At 41.1% G+C, this 23,703-nt stretch carries 22 protein-coding genes; 14 read left to right on the plus strand and 8 right to left on the minus strand.

Annotated features, from left to right (window positions below; all coding sequences use genetic code 11):
- Positions 1 to 24: 24 nt before the first annotated feature.
- The 6 genes from MTN96_RS26005 to MTN96_RS26030 all read left to right on the plus strand — a co-directional run bounded on the left by MTN96_RS26005 (position 25) and on the right by MTN96_RS26030 (position 3,759).
- Positions 25 to 1,266: an ATP-binding protein gene (locus MTN96_RS26005; protein ID WP_173644033.1), complete on the plus strand. Its 1,242-nt coding sequence runs from the start codon at positions 25 to 27 to the stop codon at positions 1,264 to 1,266.
- Positions 1,263 to 1,790, plus strand: a complete 528-nt coding sequence (locus MTN96_RS26010) for a response regulator transcription factor (protein ID WP_248533157.1) — start codon at positions 1,263 to 1,265, stop codon at positions 1,788 to 1,790. Before MTN96_RS26005 ends, MTN96_RS26010 begins: the two co-directional genes overlap by 4 nt.
- Before the next feature lie 18 nt (positions 1,791 to 1,808).
- Positions 1,809 to 2,216: a thiol-disulfide oxidoreductase DCC family protein gene (locus tag MTN96_RS26015; RefSeq protein WP_248533159.1), complete on the plus strand. Its 408-nt coding sequence runs from the start codon at positions 1,809 to 1,811 to the stop codon at positions 2,214 to 2,216.
- Between the two features lie 90 nt (positions 2,217 to 2,306).
- Entirely contained in the window at positions 2,307 to 2,756 is a 450-nt protein-coding gene (locus MTN96_RS26020) for a DUF3592 domain-containing protein (protein WP_055253918.1), read from the plus strand.
- Between the two features lie 193 nt (positions 2,757 to 2,949).
- Positions 2,950 to 3,372: a hypothetical protein gene (locus MTN96_RS26025; protein ID WP_055253920.1), complete on the plus strand. Its 423-nt coding sequence runs from the start codon at positions 2,950 to 2,952 to the stop codon at positions 3,370 to 3,372.
- 108 nt (positions 3,373 to 3,480) lie between these two features.
- Positions 3,481 to 3,759, plus strand: a complete 279-nt coding sequence (locus tag MTN96_RS26030) for a peptidylprolyl isomerase (RefSeq protein WP_004588770.1) — start codon at positions 3,481 to 3,483, stop codon at positions 3,757 to 3,759.
- Positions 3,760 to 3,826: 67 nt separating this feature from the next.
- On the opposite strand, the gene MTN96_RS26035 is transcribed toward MTN96_RS26030, so the two are convergent.
- The 7 genes from MTN96_RS26035 to MTN96_RS26065 form a co-directional block, all read right to left on the minus strand.
- Positions 3,827 to 4,171, minus strand: a complete 345-nt coding sequence (locus MTN96_RS26035) for a TonB family protein (RefSeq protein WP_029771693.1) — start codon at positions 4,169 to 4,171, stop codon at positions 3,827 to 3,829.
- Positions 4,172 to 4,277: 106 nt separating this feature from the next.
- The gene (locus MTN96_RS26040; RefSeq protein WP_055253921.1) at positions 4,278 to 5,009 is read right to left on the minus strand and encodes a MauE/DoxX family redox-associated membrane protein; all 732 of its coding nucleotides are present in this window, start codon (positions 5,007 to 5,009) and stop codon (positions 4,278 to 4,280) included.
- A gap of 334 nt (positions 5,010 to 5,343) precedes the next feature.
- Positions 5,344 to 6,003 (minus strand): DsbA family oxidoreductase, encoded by a 660-nt coding sequence (locus tag MTN96_RS26045; protein WP_248533161.1) that lies wholly within the window; start codon positions 6,001 to 6,003, stop codon positions 5,344 to 5,346.
- 111 nt (positions 6,004 to 6,114) lie between these two features.
- Complete coding sequence (locus tag MTN96_RS26050; RefSeq protein ID WP_154945465.1) at positions 6,115 to 7,335, minus strand: Xaa-Pro peptidase family protein; 1,221 nt, start codon at positions 7,333 to 7,335, stop codon at positions 6,115 to 6,117.
- Between the two features lie 158 nt (positions 7,336 to 7,493).
- Positions 7,494 to 8,105: a flavin reductase family protein gene (locus MTN96_RS26055; protein WP_004588763.1), complete on the minus strand. Its 612-nt coding sequence runs from the start codon at positions 8,103 to 8,105 to the stop codon at positions 7,494 to 7,496.
- 9 nt (positions 8,106 to 8,114) lie between these two features.
- The gene (locus MTN96_RS26060; protein ID WP_248533163.1) at positions 8,115 to 8,837 is read right to left on the minus strand and encodes an SDR family NAD(P)-dependent oxidoreductase; all 723 of its coding nucleotides are present in this window, start codon (positions 8,835 to 8,837) and stop codon (positions 8,115 to 8,117) included.
- The gene (locus MTN96_RS26065; protein ID WP_248533165.1) at positions 8,834 to 9,232 is read right to left on the minus strand and encodes a thiol-disulfide oxidoreductase DCC family protein; all 399 of its coding nucleotides are present in this window, start codon (positions 9,230 to 9,232) and stop codon (positions 8,834 to 8,836) included. Before MTN96_RS26065 ends, MTN96_RS26060 begins: the two co-directional genes overlap by 4 nt.
- A gap of 120 nt (positions 9,233 to 9,352) precedes the next feature.
- Here MTN96_RS26065 and ppc point away from each other — a divergent pair, with 120 nt between their 5' ends.
- A complete protein-coding gene (gene ppc, locus MTN96_RS26070) occupies positions 9,353 to 11,998 on the plus strand; it encodes a phosphoenolpyruvate carboxylase (protein ID WP_248533167.1) in 2,646 nt (881 codons plus the stop codon).
- A gap of 107 nt (positions 11,999 to 12,105) precedes the next feature.
- Positions 12,106 to 13,032, plus strand: coding sequence for a cytidine deaminase (cdd, locus tag MTN96_RS26075; RefSeq protein ID WP_248533169.1), 927 nt, complete (start codon positions 12,106 to 12,108; stop codon positions 13,030 to 13,032).
- Positions 13,033 to 13,113: 81 nt separating this feature from the next.
- Here cdd and udp read toward each other — a convergent pair whose 3' ends face one another.
- Positions 13,114 to 13,869 carry a uridine phosphorylase gene (udp, locus tag MTN96_RS26080; RefSeq protein ID WP_004588758.1) on the minus strand — a complete coding sequence of 252 codons (756 nt, stop codon included), beginning with the start codon at positions 13,867 to 13,869 and terminating at the stop codon, positions 13,114 to 13,116.
- 435 nt (positions 13,870 to 14,304) lie between these two features.
- Here udp and MTN96_RS26085 point away from each other — a divergent pair, with 435 nt between their 5' ends.
- From MTN96_RS26085 to MTN96_RS26110, 6 genes are all read left to right on the plus strand, one after another.
- Positions 14,305 to 15,414 carry an arginase family protein gene (locus tag MTN96_RS26085; RefSeq protein ID WP_096042892.1) on the plus strand — a complete coding sequence of 370 codons (1,110 nt, stop codon included), beginning with the start codon at positions 14,305 to 14,307 and terminating at the stop codon, positions 15,412 to 15,414.
- Positions 15,415 to 15,533: 119 nt separating this feature from the next.
- Entirely contained in the window at positions 15,534 to 16,244 is a 711-nt protein-coding gene (locus tag MTN96_RS26090) for a transporter substrate-binding domain-containing protein (RefSeq protein ID WP_248533171.1), read from the plus strand.
- 115 nt (positions 16,245 to 16,359) lie between these two features.
- The gene (locus MTN96_RS26095) at positions 16,360 to 17,640 is read left to right on the plus strand and encodes a hemolysin family protein (RefSeq protein WP_138684675.1); all 1,281 of its coding nucleotides are present in this window, start codon (positions 16,360 to 16,362) and stop codon (positions 17,638 to 17,640) included.
- A 258-nt stretch (positions 17,641 to 17,898) separates the two neighbouring features.
- Entirely contained in the window at positions 17,899 to 19,068 is a 1,170-nt protein-coding gene (locus MTN96_RS26100) for an efflux RND transporter periplasmic adaptor subunit (RefSeq protein WP_138579123.1), read from the plus strand.
- Positions 19,069 to 19,080: 12 nt separating this feature from the next.
- Complete coding sequence (locus MTN96_RS26105; RefSeq protein WP_248533173.1) at positions 19,081 to 22,215, plus strand: efflux RND transporter permease subunit; 3,135 nt, start codon at positions 19,081 to 19,083, stop codon at positions 22,213 to 22,215.
- Positions 22,212 to 23,627 (plus strand): efflux transporter outer membrane subunit, encoded by a 1,416-nt coding sequence (locus MTN96_RS26110; RefSeq protein ID WP_121638433.1) that lies wholly within the window; start codon positions 22,212 to 22,214, stop codon positions 23,625 to 23,627. The genes MTN96_RS26105 and MTN96_RS26110 overlap by 4 nt, the downstream gene beginning before the upstream one ends.
- The last annotated feature ends 76 nt before the right edge of the window (positions 23,628 to 23,703 follow it).

A 23,703-nucleotide genomic window follows, 5' to 3' on the forward strand; every position in this document is an offset into this window, starting at 1 on the left:
TTATAGGTACATCACACCTTGTTTATGCAAACCGACCCGACCATTAGCCGCCTTTTAATGCTGCGAAGTGGTGCTATTGCTGTGCAGTTAATTGCTGTACTAAGCGTGTATTTTTTATTAGAACACCAAATAGCGTTACTCCCTTTATTAGTGGTAATAGCCATAGAGGCGATATTTCAATTAGTAAGCGTATTCGCCTATCGAAATGTTAGCCAAGCGCGCCCTATAGGGATGTTAATGCAGCTCACTGCGGATGTGCTGTTTTTAACTATTTTGCTCTCATTAAGTGGCGGCGCAACCAATGCGTTTGTATCGCTATTATTGCTACCTATCATGATTGCAGCGGTCACCCTTCGTGAAAAAGGACTCGCTTATATCGCCGTACTGGCAATTGCCGCTTATAGCTTTTTACTCATTAGGATGCCCGATCACAGTATGCATCAAATGAATATGAGTGGGCACTTTATAGGCATGTGGGTTAACTTTGTTTTAAGTGCAAGCGTTATCGCTTTGGTTATTGGTGCTATGAGCCGGGCATTAAAGGAGCGAGAGCGCACAATAGCTAAAGCTCGCGAGCAGCAATTGCGTAACGAGCAACTGGTAACCCTAGATGGCGCTGCTGCGCAAATAACCCATCAACTAGCCAGTCCTATCGCTAACTTACAATTATTATTTGAAGAGCTTTTAGAAGAGCAGCCAAATAACCCTGTCGTGGTGCAAATGCAAACGCCGCTTAAGCAATGTGCTAGGCAATTAAATGACTTTAGAAAGCTCTCTGCTCAGCTTCGTAATAAAAATACCACCGAGCACATTACAGTAAACCAGCTACAAAAGCAGATCACCGATACATTATTACTGCAATACCCTGATCAGCACATTAATTGGTTAAGTGAGCCAATAGCAGTCATCTTAAAAAGTGATGCAATGCTATTGCCTGCTATTCTCAATTTGCTACAAAATGCATGCATTGCTAATCAAAAAAATAACCAAACCCAGTTAGAGCTAAGCTGGCAGCAAGATAATCAACACAGTGAAAGTATATATTTGCTAATTCGTGATTTTGGTAGCGGTTTTAGCCAACCACAATTAGCAGAGCTTGGCGGGCAACTTATGCCTAGCAGCCAAGGTATGGGGCTTGCGGTTTTACTTTCTAATGTGACGTTTGAGCGACTAAACGGCTCGTTAACTTTGTATAATCACGCTGGTGGCGGGGCAGTGGCTAAAGTAAAATTAGCCATAGCAAATAATGAGCAACCACTTTCATGAAATTACTTATAATTGAAGACGATATAAACCTAGCCAGTACACTTGCTCGGCGTTTAACAAAACAAGGCTTTAGTTGTGAAGTTGCGCATAACCAAAGTGATGCATTACTCAGTGCACATAAACACTTACCAGATTTTATTTTGCTCGATATGAAACTAGGTGACGATAACGGCCTTGGCTTAATTAAGCCACTTCGCAGCTTATTACCGCAGGCGTATATTGTATTATTAACAGGGTTTGCAAGCATAGCCACCGCAGTAGAGGCCATGCGTTTAGGCGCTAACGACTACCTTACTAAACCCGTTGATATGGCCACGCTATTAAAGGCCCTAAACGCAGATTTAAATACACACAATGCTAGTGATGTTGCCACACCAGTTATGTCACCAGAGCGTTTAGAGTGGGAGCATATTCAGCAAGTGCTACATAGTAATAACGGTAATGTGTCGGCCACTGCGCGGCAACTCAATATGCATAGGCGCACATTGCAGCGTAAGTTACAAAAAAAGCCGGTTCAGCAGTAACCGCTTAAGGGGTATAAAATGAGTGATGATGCGGCTACATTAATGCGTAATCAAAAAATTATATTATTCGATGCACAGTGCAAATTATGTAGTGCGTGGTGTAATTTTATAATTAGCATTTTTAAACTGTGCAGCGTGCAATCCCCAAAAGGTGCACTGCTATTAACTCATTTTGGTTTTTCAACCACACAATACGCCTCAATGGTTTACCTACAAAACGGCAAAGCGTACACGCAAAGCCATGCTTTTTTTGAAGTGGTTAAGCAGCTAGGTTACCCCTACAAACTAGCCACTGTATTTAGTGTTTTACCTAGCACCTTTAATAATTGGCTGTATGATAAAATTGCTTTAAACCGCTATACCTTATTTGGCAAATACCAGTATTGCAGAATACCCAACCCAGAGGACGCAAAACATTATTTATAATTGATCGCAGGTAAAGAAATTTACTATCGTATTGAATCATTGTCTTCATAAACAAATATATTGTGTAGTCCCAAAAAATTAGGTGCTGATATGTTTAATAAAAGTAGAGTCTTTTTTGTTGTAATGCTTTTAAGTTCACTCGCTTGGAGTGCATATTTAGTAACCGTTGTTTCAGAAGGTCTGACTACGAAAAGTTGGCCTATGGTTGAGGGTACTGTTATTTCTAGTAATGGACTACGTATACAACATAACCAAGAGCGCTATATTATAGAGGTTGAATACTCTTATATGCTTGATGAAAAGCTATTTGTTGGAAATCGAGTATCAAACGTCAACTCTATGCTTGATAGAGCGGAGCGAGATTTACAACTTAAAAAATATCAAACGAGGGATAAAGTTAATGTTTATTATAATCCTCAGGAGCCTAGTAAATCCTACCTAATAGTTGGTGTAGGCTACGGTATTTATCTTTTGTTGTTTGTGTGTATAGCTATGGTATTTTTCTCAGCTGTGAATTTAAGAACGTTATTAAAAAACTGATTTTAAAAAGGCTCTTAGCAGAAGCAGAAAACTAATTGGGTTAGGTTTTTCTTATTGCCTTTGGTTGGTTGCTGCTAATATTGAGGTGTTAACTAATACAAATCAATAGGTTATGAGATTTTTTGGCCTCGCAGTTTAGAGTGTACGGATGCGTTATAGAGCAATCCTCCCGGAAAGTTAATAGAATCCAAATATGAAAAAATTTATATCTATGTCTAGATTGTTAGTTTTAATGGTTGTGGTCTTTTCTGTAAAAGCATTTCCCTTACAGGAAAAAATTGAATGTAAAAAAATATCTTGGGGCGAACTTTTCAAGAATCAAAATGATTTGGTTGGAACTAAGGTGTGCTTAGTTGGACATTACGGACACCTTGATTTTTATGAAGATCGTGCAGCTCTAGAAAAAATGTCAAAGCAATACTTAGTATTCCCATTTTACGGTGATGTAACTGAGGGGTTTGTTAAGCATTGTAGTGATCGAATGCTTTTAGTGGAGGGATTTATTGCCAGTCATGAAAAAAGTAAAGCACCACGAATTAGAAAAGTAACTAGCTTGAGCCCACTCTCGGACCCTAGCTATAGCTGCTTAGACCAAATATCAGGTTTTGTGAATTAAAGCGTGCTATTGGGTGACGCCAATTATTTGATTGGTCAGCTATAAGTAGATGCTAGGTTTAGGTGGCTGTGCTAAAATCGCCGCGTTTTAAATTATCAGGGTTTTGAAATGGCAAGCACAGCGCACGCACTCCACATATTGGTAAAACACAAAGAAATAGCAGAAGACATTATTAAGCAATTAGGTAAAGGTGCCAAGTTTCAAACCTTAGCTAAAAAATACTCGTCGTGCCCGTCGGGTAAAAAAGGCGGTGACCTTGGCGAATTTAGACGCGGGCAAATGGTTCCGCAGTTTGACAAAATAGCCTTTAATGGCGCTATTTTAGAGCCACATTTAGTTAAAACTAAATTTGGCTGGCATGTAATTAAAGTGCTTTATCGTACTTAATAAGCTCGCTGACAAATACTAAAAAGGCTGCACACTGCAGCCTTTAAGATATAACCTTACCCGATTATTAATTATCCAAATTAAACTCAATTGTCATTTCTAAGTTTTTATCAGGTACAGCAACACCATTAACAACTTTAGGTGAGTACTGCCATTTAGATAGGGCACGTTTGGCTTCGCTATTAAACACTTGCTCAGGTTTAGCGTTAATAACTTTAATATTATTTGGGCGCCCATAACTATCTACATCATAAGACATGGTAACAAAACCTTCTGTTTTGTTACGTACCTCTGCAACAGGGTATTTAGGGGGAACTGTTGATTTTACTGTTGCGGTAGGACTGTCTTGAAGTGGAGTTGTAGTACAGCCAGTAATGATTAGAGCGGCAATGATAGACAGTAAGTATTTCATTTTAATTCCTTTTATTATTTAGTTAGTAGCCTTTTTTACACTAAAATACCAATCATGTAAAATAATCCGGTTAGTTATCAAGCTCATTATTTAACCTGAATTAAGGTTATTTAATAAACATCCAGATACCCGCCGCAATCATAAACAGGTTTTCGGTTAGAGAGACAAATCCCAGCGGTACATTACTATCTCCGCCAACACAGGCACATTTAAGCTCGCGTTTGTCTATGTAAACAGCCTTAATCACCGACACGGCGCCAACACCCCCAATAAATAAAGAAATTGGTGCAACAATATAAGCTGAAAGCCCTGCAATCATGCCAATACTTACAAATGCTTCTAAAAATGGATACACATAAGCATATCTCACTACTTTCATCGCAAATAAATCATAGGTTATAAAAGAATTACTAAAGCTGTATAAGTCGCGTAATTTTTGAATAGCCAGTACGCCCATTGTTAACGCGACAAACAGCATAACTGTATGCATAGAAAAAAGTGCAAAGCCAGCCGAGTAGCTAAATGCAAAGGCAAGCAATAAGGTAACAGCAAAAATGGCCGTTACGGGAGTATAAGTAGTACCTTGTTGGCCTGGCTCCGATTTATTAAAGTAAGCTCGCAGGTCGTCATACCCGCCAATGCGTTCGTTATCGATAAATGTTTGTGGTGTGGTATCGACATTGTGCTTTTGTTGAAATGCATCGGTTTCTTCGCGCGAAGTCAGCGGCTTATCATCTACCTTATAGCCTTTTCGCTTAAGTAAATCTTTTGATTTGAGTCCAAATGGGCAAATATGCTCATTAGTTACCATTCTGTATAATGTTGCTGACTTAGCCATGCTTGCTCCTTATGCGTATTTAGTTACTCGTTAGCCCTTAAGTAATAGTGAGTGAATGGCGGTATGAAAGAAGTTAATAGCACCTTGTAATATTTACGTGGCATTTGAAATAAAATAGCGCGCAGCACACTCATTAAGAACACAAAATAGGCAATGCACGTATAGTGCCAGCACTTTTATAAAAGCGCAGAAGGTAAAGTTTGAGTAGCAGAGGGTTTTTGTTAAAAGCTTATAGAAAAATAGGTTCACGTAGGCAGTAAAGTCACGCTGCACCTTTAAAACCATACAAGACTGCATTGCGCAGCCTTATATATGTTAAACAGCAGCTTACTTGCTAAGCGTCTTGCTTAGCCTCTTCTTCACTAATTTGTTTTAGTGCTTGAATAAACGAGTCGCTTGGTTGTCCGCCACTGATTGCGTATTTATCGTTGATAATAAATGTAGGGACTGAGGTAATACCCATTTGCTTAAAGCGGTCTTGCTCTTGGCGCACTGTTTGTACGTATTTGTCTGAGTGTAAAATACTACGCGCCTGTTCTTTATCAAGGCCAACACTTTCTACTACATCAAGCAGTGCCTCTTCTTGATTTAAGTATTTTAAATCGGTGAAGTGTGCTTCAAACATGGCAAGCTTTAATTCGGTTTGCTTATCTTCTTCACGCGCCCAAGTAAGTAGGCGGTGTAAATCAAAGCTGTTGATCATGATGCGCTCACCATCAAAATTAAAGGTAAACCCGGCACGCTGACCTGCTTCGAACATGTTTTTACGATTTTCATCGCCTTGCTCTTCGCTTAGGTTGTACTTTTGCATTAGGTGCTCGTTTAAATTTTGACCTTCAAGCGGCATGTCAGGATTTAGCTCAAAAGGATGCCACGTAATATCTGCACTCATCTCGTCTTTAAGTTGGCCAAGCGCTGTTTCTAGGTTTTTGTAACCTATTACGCACCATGGGCACATTACGTCTGACACGATATCAATTTTAAAGTTTTTCATATTCATCCTTTTGCGGATTGCTTTTGTATAACAAACGATATTGGGATGAAGTATGCATTATCAATCCTCAAACTAAAAAGAGCAGCTAATTGCTGCTCTTTTTTAAAGGGTTTAAGCGTTAAGCCCAAACGGGTCGTCAATACTATAACTTGGTTGTGTAAACCAATGCGGGCCGTTGTCGGTCATATAAAAGTGATCCTCCAAACGTACACCAAATTCATCAGGTATTACTAGCATTGGCTCGTTACTAAAACACATGCCAGGTGCAAGTGGGGTTTTGTCTCCACCGACTAAATAAGGCCATTCGTGAATATCTAAGCCAATACCATGGCCCGTACGATGCGGGCAGCCCGGTGTTTGATACTGTGGCCCCAATCCTTGAGCCGCTAAATAGTGACGAGCGCCTGCATCAACTGCTTCACACGTAGCGCCAATTTTTGCAGCACTAAAAGCGGCGAGTTGCGCTGCTTTTTCATGATCCCAAAACATGCGCTGGCGCACTGTTGGCTCACCAAATACATAGGTGCGGGTTATATCTGAAAGGTAATCATGCACTTTGCAACCGGTATCTATTAATACCATATCGCCTTTTTTAAGCACTTGCGCATCTTTAACGCCATGTGGAAATGAGGTCGCCACACCAAATAAAACAATACAAAAATAGTTACCGGGGGCACCTACTTTTTGATGCGCTTTTTTAATGAAGGCTTCTACCTCTGTGGTGGTAATACCTTCGTAAAGCATGCTTGCAGTTGCTTGATGTACGGCTAAAGTCATATCCATTGCGCATTGCATGAGCGCTAATTCGTTTACTGATTTATGCATGCGGCAATGTGCAGTAACGCTTTGTGCATTAACTATATTTAAGCCTTTTTGCGCTTTGTTAATACCGTCGAATATAAAAAACTGCGCACTTTCATCAATGCCTATTGTGGCATTGTCATTAATGTTGAGCTGCTTGAGTACACTTACAAATAGCGCATAAGGGTTTTCGTGCTCTTGCCAGCCATGAATGGGGCCTTCAATCACTTTAAAGCCGTTTAGGGTGCCAATTTCAAAATAAGGGGCTATGTATTGTACATCGCCTATAGCGGGTAAAATGGCGCCAACCATGCGCTCACTTGCATACCATTTCATACCTGTGAAGTAAGTGAGGTTTGTACCTGCATTTAAGTAAATTGCATCAATATTATTTGCTTGCATATAAGCTTGTGCTTTTGCAATGCGCTGTAAATATTCATCTGCTTGAATAGGGGTTACATTGGCGGTCATATTGCTTAATCCCGCTAATGCTTGCTCGCTTGTGTGTGTACCAACGCCTAGTGTGGCCATAAAAGTCTCCTTGGTTTCAATACCAAGCTGCATAAATTCTTGAGCAATTTAACATATTAAATTTCACTAAAATGTTAAAAATGCCCAATAAGCAGATTGGTGTTAGGCATTGTGTTTAATGTAAAAGCATAATTCAATATTATGCGACAACATGCATACTAAGGTTTTTTAGCGTAAGGTAAACGCGATAATTTATTGCTAGTGTGGTAGCTATCAAGCCCTGTTACAGCCACTGTTTCAATGGCTTGTAAATCTAAAAAGCCATCACTTTGTAGCGCCGCTTCATCTAAATACACATCGGTAATTTCACCTATAACCAGCTCGGTGCCATTAACAGCTAAGTGTTGGTGCTCAACGTATTTTACAGAGTATTTTAATCGCGACTCTTGCACAAACGGGGCTGTAAATTCATTTAGGTATTCTGGCGTTAAACCTGTTGCGTCAAATTCTGACTCGCCTTTATCGTAGCGAGCTGATGTTTGATGAGCTTGCTTATATATGGCCTTATTTACTTGGTTAATGGTGTAACAACCTGTTTCTATGATGTTTTCAAACGTATGGCGAGGCACGCTATTAGGGCGCATTATCATGCCAACCAATGGCGGGTGAGCCCCTAAATGAATAACCGAGCTAACAATAGCTACATTTGTATTGCCTTGCTTGTCTTGCGTGCCAATTAAGTTGGCGCTTTTAAAACCCGAAAGTGAATTAATTAAATGAGTACGAGTGTGTTTTTCAAGTGCGTTTATGCGCTCTTTAGTAAAATGCATTAAAGGTCCTTACCAGGGTATGGCTTCGCCTTGCCAATCTAAATAGGCGGGCTCACCGTTAAGTTCTAAATGAGGGTTATTAAACGTAAGTGTAAAAAGCTGTTTAGCTACAAATTCAGCGCTAAAAAGCTTATCCGCAGGTACGTTTTTTTGAAATGGTTTTGAAAGCGCAGTATCGGTAGTGCCCGGATGAAATAACACCAGTTTAGTATTTTTAGCTCGGCGCGCCAGTTCTACCGCTGCGGTTTTAAATAGCATGTTTAAGGCCGCTTTAGATGCGCGGTATGTATACCATCCGCCTAATTTATTATCGTTAATACTGCCCACACGCGCACTGAGCGCCGTTATAGTGCACTGCGTTTTATGTGTTAACAGCGGCAAAATGCTTTGTAAGCACAGTAAGGGAGTGAGTGTGTTGGAATTAAATAATTCGTTAAAATAGTCTGCGTTTAGCTCTTCTAGCTTTTTTTCTGGCATGTGGGTTTTGTTGTGTAAAGTGCCATTAAACATAACGACTTGTTGGATATCGGCATTTTGCTCTTTTAAGTAAGTTGTAACCTTGGCTAAGCTTTGCGCTGTGTAATCACTCTCTAGGTAAACAACATTACTATTTGTATCTGCCTTTTTTGAGCTAACACATATAACTTGCACTGTGGGTGCATTTATTTGTAGGTGCTCAATATAAGCTTGTGCTATTGCGCTGCTGGCACCAAATAAAACAATTGTTTTCATTGTTTGTCCTTTGTATTAACAGTGCATTGGCAGTTTAAACAGGAGGCGTTTGGCATGAGCAAACGGCTTATTTTTTGTCTGTGTTTTGCAAAAAACATATAGGCGGCATCAGCGAAGTAGCGAATTATTGGCAAGCGAAAAATTTTCAACCAGCTGTATTTTCCTACTGTTTTCCACGCTTGATAGGTAACATCTAAGCCGTAAATCATCTCGCCAGTTGGTAACTGTGCATGCAATATAGCCATGGCCTTGTTTTTATTAACACTTGGATAACGTGCGCTAAAATCGTGGCTATTAAGGTCTTCTAAAACAATTTTATGTTTAGTATCAGCATCTTTAAGGTGCTGCATTTCTGTATTGCAAAGCGGGCAGCTGGCGTCGTAAAAAATGATCATAAAAGCCGTTTTCTAATAATTTACATATAGCTAATTACGATTCACCATTGCAAATGGATCTATTAAATCTGCGCTCATGATGATATTAATAGCATTCCATGAAACAAAGGAGACTGAGAAATGAGTGAACAATATGCCGCCTTGCGAGGTAATGTTAATTTACTTGGGCAGCTACTAGGACAAACTATTAAAGATGCCCAAGGCCAAGCGATTTTAGATAAAGTAGAGGAAATTCGTGCTTTATCAAAGTCATCTCGCAGTGGTAACGAAGACGACAGACAAGCGCTAATTGAGGTACTACATGCGCTTAGTGATGAAGAGCTTTTACCGGTTGCCCGTTCATTTAATCATTTTTTAAATTTAGCTAATGTAGCAGAGCAGTTCCACACTGTTTCGCGTTTTAATGATGTTGGTTTTTGCCAACTAAATCCTCTCACTCAAACATTAAAAACGTTAACTGCAAAAGCAAAAGAAGGCCAATTAGATAGTAATCATCTGGCCGAAACACTCTCAAAACTCCACATAAACTTAGTATTAACCGCTCACCCAACCGAGGTGACGCGCCGTACCATTATTAATAAGCACGTAGAATTAAGTGATTGTTTAGCCTCGCTTGAGCGCAAAGACAATTTACCACAAGAGCGTGAAGCTATTTTAAACCGTATCGCTCAGCTTATCAGCCAAGCATGGCACACCGATGATATTCGTCGTTCTCGCCCAAGCCCAGTTGATGAAGCTAAATGGGGATACGCTGTTATTGAAAACAGCTTATGGCATGCTGTGCCACGCTTTTTACGTGAGTTTTCAGATCAAGTTAAAGAGCATTTAAGTTTAGAGCTTCCGATTGATTACAGCCCCATTGAGTTTACCTCTTGGATGGGCGGAGACCGTGACGGTAACCCATTTGTAACCGCACAGGTAACACAGCAAGTACTTGACCATGGTCGTTGGATGGCACTTGATTTATACAGCCGTGATATTGACACGCTAAGCGCAGAGCTGAGCATGTCAGATGCAAGCGATGAGCTAATTGAGCTGGCAGGACAAGACTTTGAACCTTATCGCGCTGTACTTAAAAAGCTTAAAAACCAAGTCTCTGAAACAGTGGTGCATTTAGGTGCAAAAATCAAGAATAAGCGCAGCGATTCAGAAGACTTAATCACTGATATAAATCAAATCAAGCACCCAGTAGAGGTGTGCTATCGCTCTTTATTAAAGTGCAACATGAAAGTTGTCGCCGATGGTTTATTACTTGATTTACTGCACCGTATAAATAGCTTTGGCCTGCGTTTGGCAAAACTTGATGTACGCCAAGATTCAGACCGCCACAGCGATGTGTTTTCTGAGCTTACACGCCACCTAGGCTTAGGCGATTACAACCAATGGCAAGAGCAAGACAAACAAGCATTTTTGCTTACCGAGCTTAATTCTCGCCGTCCGCTTATTCCTAAAAACTGGCAACCAAGTCCAGAGGTGCAAGAAGTACTCGACACCTTTGATGTAATAGCTAAGCAAGATGAAAAAACATTTGGCTTGTACATTATTTCAATGGCGCGTACCGCCTCTGACATTTTAGCTGTACAACTGCTTCTAAAAGAAAGTGGCTGTCAGTTTGATTTACCAGTAGCGCCTTTGTTTGAAACGCTTGACGATTTAAACGCTGGTAGCGATGTAATTACCACGTTGCTTGATAACGTATGGTACCGCGGGCATATTAAAAATACCCAAAATGTCATGATTGGTTATTCTGATTCAGCTAAAGATGCCGGCATGATGGCCGCAGGCTGGGCACAGTACGAAGCAATGGATAAACTAGTGCAGCTTGCCGATAAGCGCGGTATTGAACTTGTTTTATTCCATGGTCGTGGTGGTACGGTAGGGCGCGGTGGGGCGCCTGCTGCACAAGCATTGCATTCACAACCGCCTGGTTCATTAAAAGGTGGCTTGCGAGTAACTGAGCAAGGCGAAATGATCCGCTTTAAGTTTGGTTTACCCGATGTAGCACTGCAAAGTTTAAACATTTACGCGGGTGCCGTACTGCAAAGTAACTTATTACCACCGCCAGAGCCTAAGCAAGAATGGCGTGAAGTGATGAAGTTGATAAGCGAGCAGTCGTGCGAGCACTACCGTAATGTGGTTCGCCATGATGAAAACTTTGTTCCTTACTTTAGAATGGCAACGCCTGAGCTAGAGCTGTCTAAATTACCATTGGGCTCGCGTCCTGCGAAACGTAACCCAAATGGTGGGGTTGAGAGCTTACGTGCTATTCCATGGATTTTTGCATGGAGCCAAAACCGTTTAATGTTACCTGCATGGCTTGGTGCATTAACAGGCTTAAAAGCGGCACTTGATAAATACGGCATAGAAACACTGCACGAAATGAGCCTGAAATGGCCATTTTTCAGAGCACGTCTTGAAATGCTAGAAATGGTATTTAGTAAAGCCGATAGCTGGTTAAGTGAGCATTACGATAACGCGCTGGTGGAAGATATGTACAAACCATTAGGTATCTCGTTACGTAAAGAGCTAGAAGAAGCAATTAGCTTAGTGCAATCGCTTAGCCCACAAAATAGCTTATTGGCAGATCAACCATGGATAAAAGAGTCGATTGCGCTGCGTAATCCGTACACCGATCCGCTTAATGTACTGCAAGTTGAGCTGCTGCGCCGTTCGCGCTCAAGCGATAAAGTAAGTGAAGGTGATATTGATAATGCATTAATGATCACTATGACAGGTATTGCTGCAGGTATGCGCAATACTGGTTAGTCTACTTTAACTAAAAAACAGGGGAGCACAGTGTGCTCCCTTTTTTTGCTGGCATTTAGGCGCCTAACCTTTTAAACTACTTAGCCATTAAATAATTATAATATGTTATGGCATCAGCAACTTTTACTGTGCAACAAGACACAGCACTCACAAATTCACATATCTCACTAAGCGTTACGCAAACTCAAGCATTACGCAGCCAATTAAAAGCCCAGCGCGGTATTTTACATCCTAACGATATTAGCCAATTATGCGCGCAACTTAATGTATCTGATGACGCGTTATTACAAGGTTTAGTGCCTCTAGCGTCTGAATTTTCGGTGGCTCCTGTTTCTCATTTTCATGTGGGAGCTATTGTTAAAGCTCTTGATGAGCAAGGTGATATAAATTTTTATTTTGGTGCTAATGTCGAGTTTGATCACCAAGCGCTTAGTTTAGTCGTGCATGCAGAGCAGTCGGCGATTAACAATGCGTGGTTAAATGGCGCAAAAAAAATACTAAAAATAGCAATTAGCGATGCCCCATGTGGCTATTGCAGGCAGTTTATGAACGAAATGGCTGATGCAAAAGAGTTTGATATTTTACTACCAGATCAGCACTTTAAATTAGCTGATTTATTACCGCATTCATTTGGCCCCACTGATTTAGGCAACGATTTTAGCCTGTTTAACCCAAAACAGCAGCAACACACATTTGCAGATACAGCCCTTGATGAAAAACTAGCAGCCATGGCGCTAATGGCCTACGTACCTTACAGTAACAACTTTAGCGCAGTTAAAATAAGCACCTTTAATAATGGTGACTTTTACGGCAGTTACGCAGAAAACGCGGCTTACAGCCCAAGCCTTTCGCCACTTCAAAGTGCGCTTAGTCAATTGTTTTTAGCGGGTCTTAGCTTTAACGATAAAACGATTAAAGCAATTACACTGTTAGAAACCCAAGGTCATGAAAACCAAGGGGGAGTAGCACGTGCGGTACTTGCAAGTTTTAGCAATTTGCCAGAAATAGAAGTGATTAGCGCAAAGCTAAGGTAACCAGAGTTCAGGGTAAGCTAAAAACAATAAAGCACAGCAATTGCTGTGCTTTATGCGTTTTATTAAAGCGCTAAAAAGGCATTAGCCTAATAGTACTTTTGCAGCTTCTAATACCACGGCCACAGATTTCTTCTCAATTTCACCGTGATCAACATTTGGAATTTCTTGGCGAGTACGGTTAACCAATACACCGGCAACACACGCCGCTTTAAGGCCTAGCGCTGCACACATGGTAAATAAGGTAGCAGACTCCATTTCGTAGTTCATCACGCCTAGGTTTTGCCACTCTTCACAGCTACCTTGTAATGACTTAGGTACATAACCCGAGTGCGTATCGTAACGCTCTTGCCCTGGGTAGAATGTGTCGCTTGAGGCAGTAATACCAATGTGGAAGTCGATATCTAGGTTTTTACACGCTTGCACCATAGCTTGAGTGGCAAAAAAGTCAGATACCGCAGGGTAGCTAAGTGGTGCAAAGTGTTGGCTTGCGCCATCTAAACGCACAGACGCTTGGCTTACTAAAATATCACCTTCATTAATATGTGGCTGAATTGCCCCAGTAGTACCAATACGTAAGAAAGTACGTACGCCAAGCTGTGCCAGCTCCTCTACAGCAATAGAGGTTGAAGGGCCGCCAATACCGGTTGAACAAATCACCACAGAGTGACCATTTAACTGGCCTAAATAAACATGAAACTCACGTGTTTGAGCAAGGCAGGTTGGGTTGTCTAGGAATTGAGAAATGCGTGCAGCACGATCTGGGTCACCAGGGACAATAGCAAGCTCAGCCCCTTTTAAATCGTCAATACATAATCCTAAGTGAAATACCTTTTCCATAACTAAGCCTTTTTATAAAAATTTGTTGTCAATCTAGCATCATTACGGCAAATGTAAACTAAGTACAGGACGTATGTCCGATGTTGAAAAATACTTATAAATGATGGCTTTATTCATTCACATTGAATATTAAATCAAAGGCTTAAAGTTCGTTAAAAGGCGGGTGGTTGACTTGTTTATTGAGAGTCTATATGTATTGATTATGGTGATAATTTAAATTTATCAATACGTGGTTTAAAGCGTTTTTAGTTATTTAATAACAAACAGTTACGGTTTTATTTTAGCTTTTTTTTAACGGCTTTTATATAAGCGCATAAATAATGCTTGAGCAATAAGTGAGCGCATTGCGCGTTATTTGCAAATAGGCCGATAATTTTAGTTTTTGCATAACTAATCAAAACCACATGAATAAAACACACAAGTATAGGATTTATTATGAGCACACAATTTGACGCGTTTAAACGTAAAGTAGAGCACTGTTTATGTGCACCTGGCGATGGTGTATTTACAGTTAATACCGCGAAAGAGCGTAAAGCGGCATTACGTAATAAATTGTATGGGCAAAGCGAAAATGTTGATGTTTTGTGGCGCGATTCTTTAACACAATTACCCGAATCTCCGCACAAAGCGGTTATGTTAGGTATTAGCTCAGATTGTGGCGGCGGTATTTTACGTGGCGCAAACTGGGGGCCATTATTTTTACGCTCAGCCTTGATTGATCAGCAAACCCAGTGCCGCTCTTTTGATTTAGGTGATGTACGCGTTATCCCGCATTTATTACATGATAAATACTTAAACGACGCCACTATTTCAAACTGCCAAAAAGCCCTATACGGCGATAAAAACGATGATTACTACGTAAGCCCGCTTTCTATTACCGAAGATGTGTGTGACAGCTTTTACGCCACATTTAAAGATAAAGGCATATTTGGGATTGGGGGCGATCACTCAATTAGCTACCCGTTAACTAAAGCGTATTTAAAAGCTAAGCGCGAGCAAGGCAAACGTACCGCTATTATTCATTTTGATGCGCATACCGATTTATTAGTAGAGCGCTTAGGGATAGATTTATGTTTTGGCTCGTGGTGTACGCATATATTAGAGTTTTTACCTGCACCGCATCATTTAATCCAGTTTGGTATTCGCTCAAGCGGTAAACCTAAATCGCACTGGGAAAGCACCTTTGGTGTAAAACAACATTGGGCTAATGAAATTATAGAACGTGGTGCAAAAGCGGTTGCGGATGAAACCATTGCGCAGCTTAAAGCCGATAACGTAGATGAAGTGTACGTAAGCTTTGACATAGACGCACTCGATGCCGAATTTGCCTCAGCAACGGGCACACCAGAAGATAACGGCTTAACCCCGCAACATGCACTGGATATTTTACAAGCTATTGCCGATGAGTTTCCAATTACTGGCGCCGACATGATGGAAATAGCGCCATTTACTGACAGCTCATTAGTAGGCCAAGCAAGTTCAGAAACAACATTACGTGAAGGCGCTAAAATTTCAGCGTTCTTAATTAGTGCAATGAATAGATAGCAGGTTAGTCTTTAAAAAACCTAGTCCTATCAGTGTATAGGGCTAGGTTAAAAACTAGCGGTTCGGTTACCCTCGGCTATAGTTGGTGTATATCTGTTTTAGTTTTGAGGCGAAGCTGAATGAAGCTGTACTTATTTTTGTTGTGTTTTGCATGCATAAGGCTCAATGCAGCTGAAATTACAATAGTGACCGAAGTATTCCCCGATTTTCAATACATTGACGAAAACAACCAACTTGCAGGGCGCTCTGTAGATAAAGTGAGAAACGCGCTCGCCAATACAGATATTAATTATATTATGCTAGCGCATAGTTGGGCGCTATCTTATAACGCTACATTGCGAGATAAAAACACCTGCATATTTTCAATTGCAAGATTGCCCAAGCGAGAAGGTAAGTTTAGTTGGATAGCTGAGCTTGAAAGTTTTGATTCTGCTATTTATGCCCTTAAATCACGTAACATTCGCTTAAAAACGCTTAGCGATGCTAAAAAATATAAAACCGCAGTTATTCGTGATAATTTTAGTCATCATTTTTTATTAGAACGCGGTTTTACTGAAGCTAAAAATTTACTGATAATTGATAGCTTTGACAAAATAGATAAATTAATAAGCACACGGCACGATATTCTCGACTTTGTTATTTTAAGTAAAAAACAATTTAACTACCGCGCACAGTTTGAGCCAAAGCTTAAGTTATTAGAGCCTATATTTACGCTCAATACACAACACTCTCCCCTTTACTTTGCCTGTAATAAAAACATGTCGCAAAGCCTACAAGATAGACTTGCGCTGGCATTCGATGAAGCAAAAAAGAAAAATAAACAACGTTAATTCAATGGCTTATTAATTTACCCTGTAAAAGTATAAATATAAATTGCCGCGTTTAAAAAAGCGTCTATAATCAGCTGCTTTTTATTGAAAAAGCGCTAACTTTTTGGAGCGTTAAATGGGTGATTTAATCGGGATTAGCTTATTGATCTTGATCAGTGCGTTGTTTGCCATGTCGGAAATTGCTATTGCAGCGTCGCGTAAAATTAAACTGCGGGTAATGGCCGATGAAGGCAGTGATAACGCGGCCGCGGTATTAAAACTGCAAGAAAATCCAGGGGCGTTTTTTGCGATGATCCAAATTGCCCTAAACGCGATTGCTATTTTAGGCGGAATAGTGGGCGAACAAGCGCTATCGCCTTATGTACAAAGTATCTTGGTGCTTTTTTACCAAGGTGTACACCTTGAAAAAATTAGCTTTTTATTTTCGTTTTTTACCATTACCTCGCTGTTTATATTATTTGCTGATTTAATGCCAAAGCGTTTAGCGATGATCATGCCCGAAGCGGTGGCTGTGCGTGTGGTAACAATAATGCGATGGGTTACTTTTGCACTTACGCCATTAGTGATGTTTTTTAATGGTTTAACTAATTTTGTACTGCGTTTATTTAAAGTACCCGCAGAGCGAGAAGACATTGTTACCACCGAAGACATTGTGGCGATGATGGATGCGGGCGCAGAATACGGCAGCTTACAACAACAAGAGTATGAGCTAATTGGCAATGTGTTTGAACTAGAAGCACGCTTTTTATCAAGCGTAATGACCCCACGCGACCAAATAGTTTATTTTGACTTAAATGAAAGCAGCCACGATATAGCCACCAAAATTATTGAAAACCCCCATAATCATTTTTTAGTGGTGTCGGGAAATTTAGATAAATTACGCGGCTCTGTTGAGTCAAAAGATATACTACGACAAGTACTAAAGGGTGAGCCAGCTAATATTAAGCAAGAGCTGATTGAAACAGACGTGTTTTATTTACCAGAAACCCTAAGCCTGTCTGAAGCGCTAAATGCGTTTAAAAGTGCTGCAAAACCGTTTGCTGTGGTAGTAAATGAATATGCCTTGTTAGTCGGTATTGTTACCGTAAAAGATTTAATGAAAGGGTTTATGGGAGATTTAATTACCCATCAAGGTGATGAACTTATTATTGCCCGCGATGAGCACTCATGGTTAGTGGATGGTTTAACCCCGATTTCTGATTTAGCAAAAGTATTAGACATTGAAGAATTTCCCGATCAAATGCACTTTGAAACCGTGGCTGGCTTTTTAATATACACAATGAAGCGTATACCTAAACGTGCTGAGCACTTTACCTTTAATGGCTTTAAATTTGAGGTGGTTGATGTTGAGGGCATAAGGGTTGAGCAATTGTTGGTGTCTCGTATAAGTAAATAGTTATAAATTTGTATTAAAGCCAAGCTTAGCTTGGCTTTTTTGTTGCAGGTTAATAAATAACGCACCGCAATAAAGTTTATTTTTCATACTTGTCCGTTTTATTTTTCATCAAGTTAACACCTTCTACAACCTATGGCGTAGTTTAATTTTGCAACTGTAAGTTAGTGTAAATTTGCACCCGTTTTAATTTATTCTCGTTTAGATTTACTTTAGAATGATCGTTCACTCTAGACATAAATAGACTAAAAGGTATTTAACATGCAGCGTTCTCGCATCGCTTTATTTGTATTAACAGCCCTCGTTGGATCTGTTGCTTTAACAGGTTGCGACCAAGCAGCTGACTCGCAACAAGCTTCAGCTCCACAAGCAGTACCTGTTGGTGTAATTACATTAAAAAGCCAAGCGCTTACACTAAAAAAGGAGCTTCCCGGTCGCATTAGTGCTTTTCAAATTGCGGAAATCCGCCCGCAAGTAAGTGGCATTGTGCAATCGCGTTTATTTAAAGAAGGTGCTCAAGTTAAGCAAGGCCAAGCGCTTTATCAAATTGACCCCGCCACGTTTGAAGCTGACCTAGCAGCAAGCGAAGCAGCTGTTGCCCGCGCTGAGGCAAGTATTGCCAGCACTAAATCAAAAGCGTCGCGTTATAGCGAGCTTTTAAAAATTAAAGCCGTAAGTCAGCAAGACTTTGACGAAGCAGATGCAGCGCAAAAGCAAGCGCAAGCAGAGCTATTAACGGCAAAAGCACAGCTTAAATCGGCGCAAATTAACCTAGACTACAGCCATGTATCTTCTCCAATCAGTGGCCAAATTAGTAAATCGAGCGTTACTGTTGGTGCGCTTGTTAGCGCTAATCAAACAACAGCACTGGCAACAGTGACCCAGCTTGACCCTATTTATGTTGATTTAACCCAATCAAGCAACGAGCTAACTCAACTTAAAAAAGCTATTTCTTCAGGTTCATTGAGCGTTGATTCACAATCGCAAACAGATGTTGAATTGCAAATGGAAGATGGCTCAACTTACCCACTTAAAGGCACGTTACAGTTTTCTGAAGTGACTGTAGACCCAAGCACAGGGTCGGTTACTTTACGCGCTAAATTCCCAAATCCTGATAAGTTATTATTACCGGGTATGTATGCACGTGCCTCAGTGGTTGAGGGCGTAAAACAAAACGCTATTTTAGTGCCGCAACGTGGGGTTAGCCGTAATACAAAAGGCGAGCCAACAGCCATGGTTGTTAGCAAAGAAAACACCGTTGAAAGCCGCGTTTTAAAAGTAGACAGAACGATTGGTTCAAACTGGTTAGTAACCGACGGGCTAAGCGATGGCGATAAAGTGATTATTGAAGGGTTACAAAAAATTCGCCCTGGAGCGCCGGTAACACCGACTGAAGTTTCACCATCAGCAACAGCTGACAAAGCGCAATAACGGAGAGTTTTAATGTCACGATTTTTTATCGACAGACCCATCTTTGCATGGGTACTTGCTATCGTGGTTATGCTTGCAGGTGTTTTAGCTATTCAAAGTTTACCAATAGCTCAGTACCCGTCAATTGCCCCGCCGGCAATTAGTATTACTGCAACATACCCGGGCGCATCAGCACGTACCCTAGAGGATACGGTTACCCAAGTTATTGAGCAAAAAATGAAAGGCCTTGATGGTTTGCTATATATGTCATCGACTTCTGAGTCGAGTGGTTCAGCAACCCTTACGCTTTCATTTAGCGCCGAAACTGACCCGGATATTGCACAGGTACAAGTGCAAAACAAGTTAGCCACAGCCACCCCTTTGCTACCTGAAGAAGTGCAAAGGCAAGGTGTATCGGTGGCTAAGTCTGCACGTAACTTTTTAATGGTACTAGGTTTTGTATCAAAAGATGGCAGCATGACGAATATCGATATTGGTGATTATGTGTCATCTAATGTTCAAGATATTGTTTCGCGTGTTGAAGGGGTAGGTGAGGTTCAGCTGTTTGGTTCTCAGTATGCTATGCGTATTTGGTTAGACCCAGCTAAGCTGCAAAACTACAAGTTAACCCCTGCTGATATTAGTGCATCAATCAGTGCTCAAAACGCCCAAGTGTCTGCTGGGCAATTAGGCGGCATGCCTGCGGTTGAAGGTCAGCAACTTAATGCTACCGTTACTGCACAAAGCCGTTTACAAACAGCAAAAGAGTTTGAAGACATTATAGTTAAGGCAAACGCCGATGGCTCGTTTGTACGCCTTGAAGATGTAGCCCGTGTAGAGCTTGGTGGTGAAAGCTATCGTGTTGTAGCGCGTTACGATGGACAACCAGCATCGGGCTTAGGTATTAAGCTTGCCAGTGGGGCAAATGCACTCGATACCGCAGAAGGTGTAAAAGCTGCTATTGAAGAGTTAAAAGCGTTTTTTCCTGAAGGCTTAGATGTTGTTGTTCCTTATGATACTACTCCGTTTGTTTCGTTATCGATTGAAAAAGTAGTGCATACATTAATAGAAGCGGTTGTGCTGGTATTTGTTGTTATGTATCTGTTTTTACAAAACTTCCGCGCTACGCTTATACCAACTATAGCTGTACCTGTGGTGTTGTTAGGTACTTTTGGTATTTTGTACGCGTTTGGCTATTCAATAAATACATTAACCATGTTTGCGATGGTACTTGCCATAGGTCTACTGGTTGATGATGCGATTGTTGTAGTAGAAAACGTTGAGCGTGTAATGAGTGAAGAAAAACTCTCTGCGCTTGAAGCAACACGTAAATCGATGGATGAAATTAAAGGCGCGCTAGTAGGTATTGCCATGGTGCTGTCGGCTGTATTTATTCCGATGGCGTTCTTTAGTGGCTCTACCGGTGTTATTTATCGTCAGTTTTCTATTACGCTGGTATCAGCAATGGGGCTCTCGGTATTAGTAGCACTTATTTTAACACCTGCATTGTGTGCCACGCTTTTAAAGCCTAGCCACGTGCATGATAATAGCTCGATGTTTGGCCGTTTTTTCAGTGGTTTTAACCGCGGGTTTGATAAAACAAATGCCGGCGCGCAAAGTTTTGTAAGCCGTATGATCCGCTTATCTAAGCGCTACCTTTTATGTTATGGCCTTATTGTTGCGGGCATGGTGTATATCTTTTCAAGCCTACCTACAGCGTTTTTACCTGATGAAGACCAAGGTATTTTGTTTAACCAGGTTTCACTGCCTGCAGGCTCAACTACCGAAGAAACATTAGAAGTGGTTAAAAAAGTAGAAAACCACTATTTAAACGATCAATCTGAAGCTGTTAACGGTATTTTTACGGTAACCGGATTTAGCTTTGCAGGTTCTGGTCAAAACTCAGCAATAGGGTTTGTAAACTTTAAGCATTGGGATGAGCGCGAACGTGATGATTTATCTGTGCAAGGTGTGGCAGGTAAAGCAATGGGCTATTTCTCAACGATTAAAGAAGCGTTTGTGTTTGCTTTCCCGCCGCCAGCCATTGTTGAGCTAGGTACTGCAAATGGTTTTAATATTTTCTTACAAGACAGGGTTGGACTTGGCCACGATGCTTTATTAGCAGCGCGTAATCAATTACTTGGTTTAGCGAGTCAAAGCCCAATTTTGGCGGGTGTACGCCCTAACGGACAAGAAGATATGCCCGAGCTGCAACTTGATGTTGACCTTGCTAAAGCACAAGCACTGGGTGTGTCTCAGGCAGATATTAACAGCACGCTATCAACTGCGTGGGGTAGTAGTTACGTTAATGACTTTATTGACCGTGGCCGCGTTAAAAAGGTCTACCTTCAAGGTGAAGCGCAAGGGCGTATGGTGCCAGAGGATTTAAACAAGTGGTATGTACGTAATGACAGCGGCGATATGGTGCCATTTACAGCCTTTGCAAGTTCGTATTGGACCTATGGTTCACCACGTCTTGAGCGTTATAACGGCTTTTCAGCAATGGAAATTCAAGGTACTGCTGCACCAGGTTACAGTACTGGCCAAGCAATGGATGAAATGGAGCGCTTAGTTAAACAACTTCCTAATGGAATTGCCTCTGAGTGGACGGGTATTTCGTTTCAAGAGCGCTCTAGCAGTGGCCAAGCCCCGTTACTTTACGGTTTATCGCTATTGTTTGTATTTTTATGTTTAGCAGCGCTTTATGAAAGCTGGTCTGTACCGTTTGCGGTTATGCTTATTGTGCCATTAGGTATATTTGGAGCTACGGTTGCCGCGGTAATGGCAGGTTTATCTAATGATATTTACCTTCAGGTAGGTTTATTAACCACCATAGGATTAGCCTCTAAAAATGCAATATTAATCGTAGAATTTGCGATTCATAAAATGCAAGAAGGTCTAGGGTTAGTCGATGCGGCTATTGCAGCAGTACGCTTACGCTTACGTCCAATATTAATGACCTCAATGGCCTTTATTTGTGGTGTTATACCGCTTGCTATTGCCTCAAGTGCCGGTTCAGGTGCGCAAAATGCACTGGGTATTTCGATTATAGGTGGTACGCTTGCCTCTTCTATTTTAGTGGTGGTATTTGTGCCGTTATTCTTTGTTTTAGTTCGTCGTGTATTTCCAATGAAAAACACCGACGATAAAAAGGAGAGCGCACAATGAGCATTAAACGCTTCACTTTAAGCGCAATTACATTAGTTGTTTTAAGTGGCTGCCAACTAGCCCCTGAGCAAAAAGAGCTTGCTTTACCAGTGCCAGATACTTATGTATCTGACACTGAGCAAGCAGCAGCGCAACAGTTACATTGGCAGCAATTTTTTAATGATGAAAAATTGCAAACCTTGATTAGCTTAAGCCTTGAGCATAATAAAGATATGCAAATAGCAGTATTAAATGTGCAGCGTGTACGCGGTTTATACCAAATTGAAGATTCGGGTTTATACCCTTCATTAGATTTTAATGGTGGGGCTACGCGCCAACGTTTACCGGCTGATTTAACCAGTACGGGTGAAGCAGGTATTAGCTCACAGTACAGCGCAACGGTCGGTATTACCTCTTATGAATTAGATATTTGGGGTAAGGTACGTAACCAGTCTGAGCAAGCCCTGCAAAACCTCTATAACACTGAGCTTACGCAATACAGCACGCAAATTTCACTCATTGCTGAGCTTGCCAATGCTTGGTTAAACTACGCAACTGACTTACAGCTATTAGAGCTTGCTAAAGAAACATTAAGCTCGCAGCAGGAGTCGCTCTCGCTTACGCAAAAAAGCTTTGATTTAGGCGCTACATCGGCAATTACGCTTGAGCAGCTTAAAAGTACGGTTGCCACTGCAAAAGTAGATATAGCAACATATAAACGCTTGTTAAAACGTGATAAAAGCGCGTTAGATTTACTGGTAGGGCGCCCTGTATCGAGTGATTTATTACCGACTAACTCGTTAACTAATTTACTGGACTTACCAGAAGTACCTGTTGGTTTACCCTCTGATTTATTAACGCAGCGCCCTGATATTAAAGCCGCTGAGCACGCTTTATTAGCCGCTAACGCGAATATAGGTATAGCGCGTGCGGCGTTTTACCCAAGCATTAGCTTAACCGCAACTGCGGGCAGTACGTCTAGCGATTTAAGTGGCTTGTTTGATTCAGGCTCAGGAACATGGAGCTTTGTACCGTCAATCAACTTACCAATTTTTACTATGGGACGTAACCAGGCAAACCTTGATGTGGCTAAGGCCGATCAAGAAATTGCGGTGGCGACGTACCAGCAAAAAATTCAAAATGCGTTTCGTGAAACTGCCGATGCATTAGCAGATAGAGAAGGCTACAAAGAGCAACTTGATGCCCTCGATATGCTAATTAGTTCGCGTCAGCTAACGTACGATTTATCAAAAATGCGTTACGAAAAAGGCGCTGATAGCTACCTACAGGTACTTGATGCACAGCGTACGTGGTACTCGGCTCAACAGCAGTTAATAACAGGTCAGCAGGCTTACCTTGCCAGCCAAATTAATTTGTATAAAGCTTTAGGTGGCGGCTGGAATATAGCTAAAACACCTGTGCAAGAGCAGTAAAATGAAAGGTGTTGTTAAGTTAAGCTATGCAATGAGCTTACGCTGTATTAAGTATGCGCTTAATACCGGAGTAGGG

This window comes from Pseudoalteromonas sp. 2CM28B (assembly GCF_023161935.1).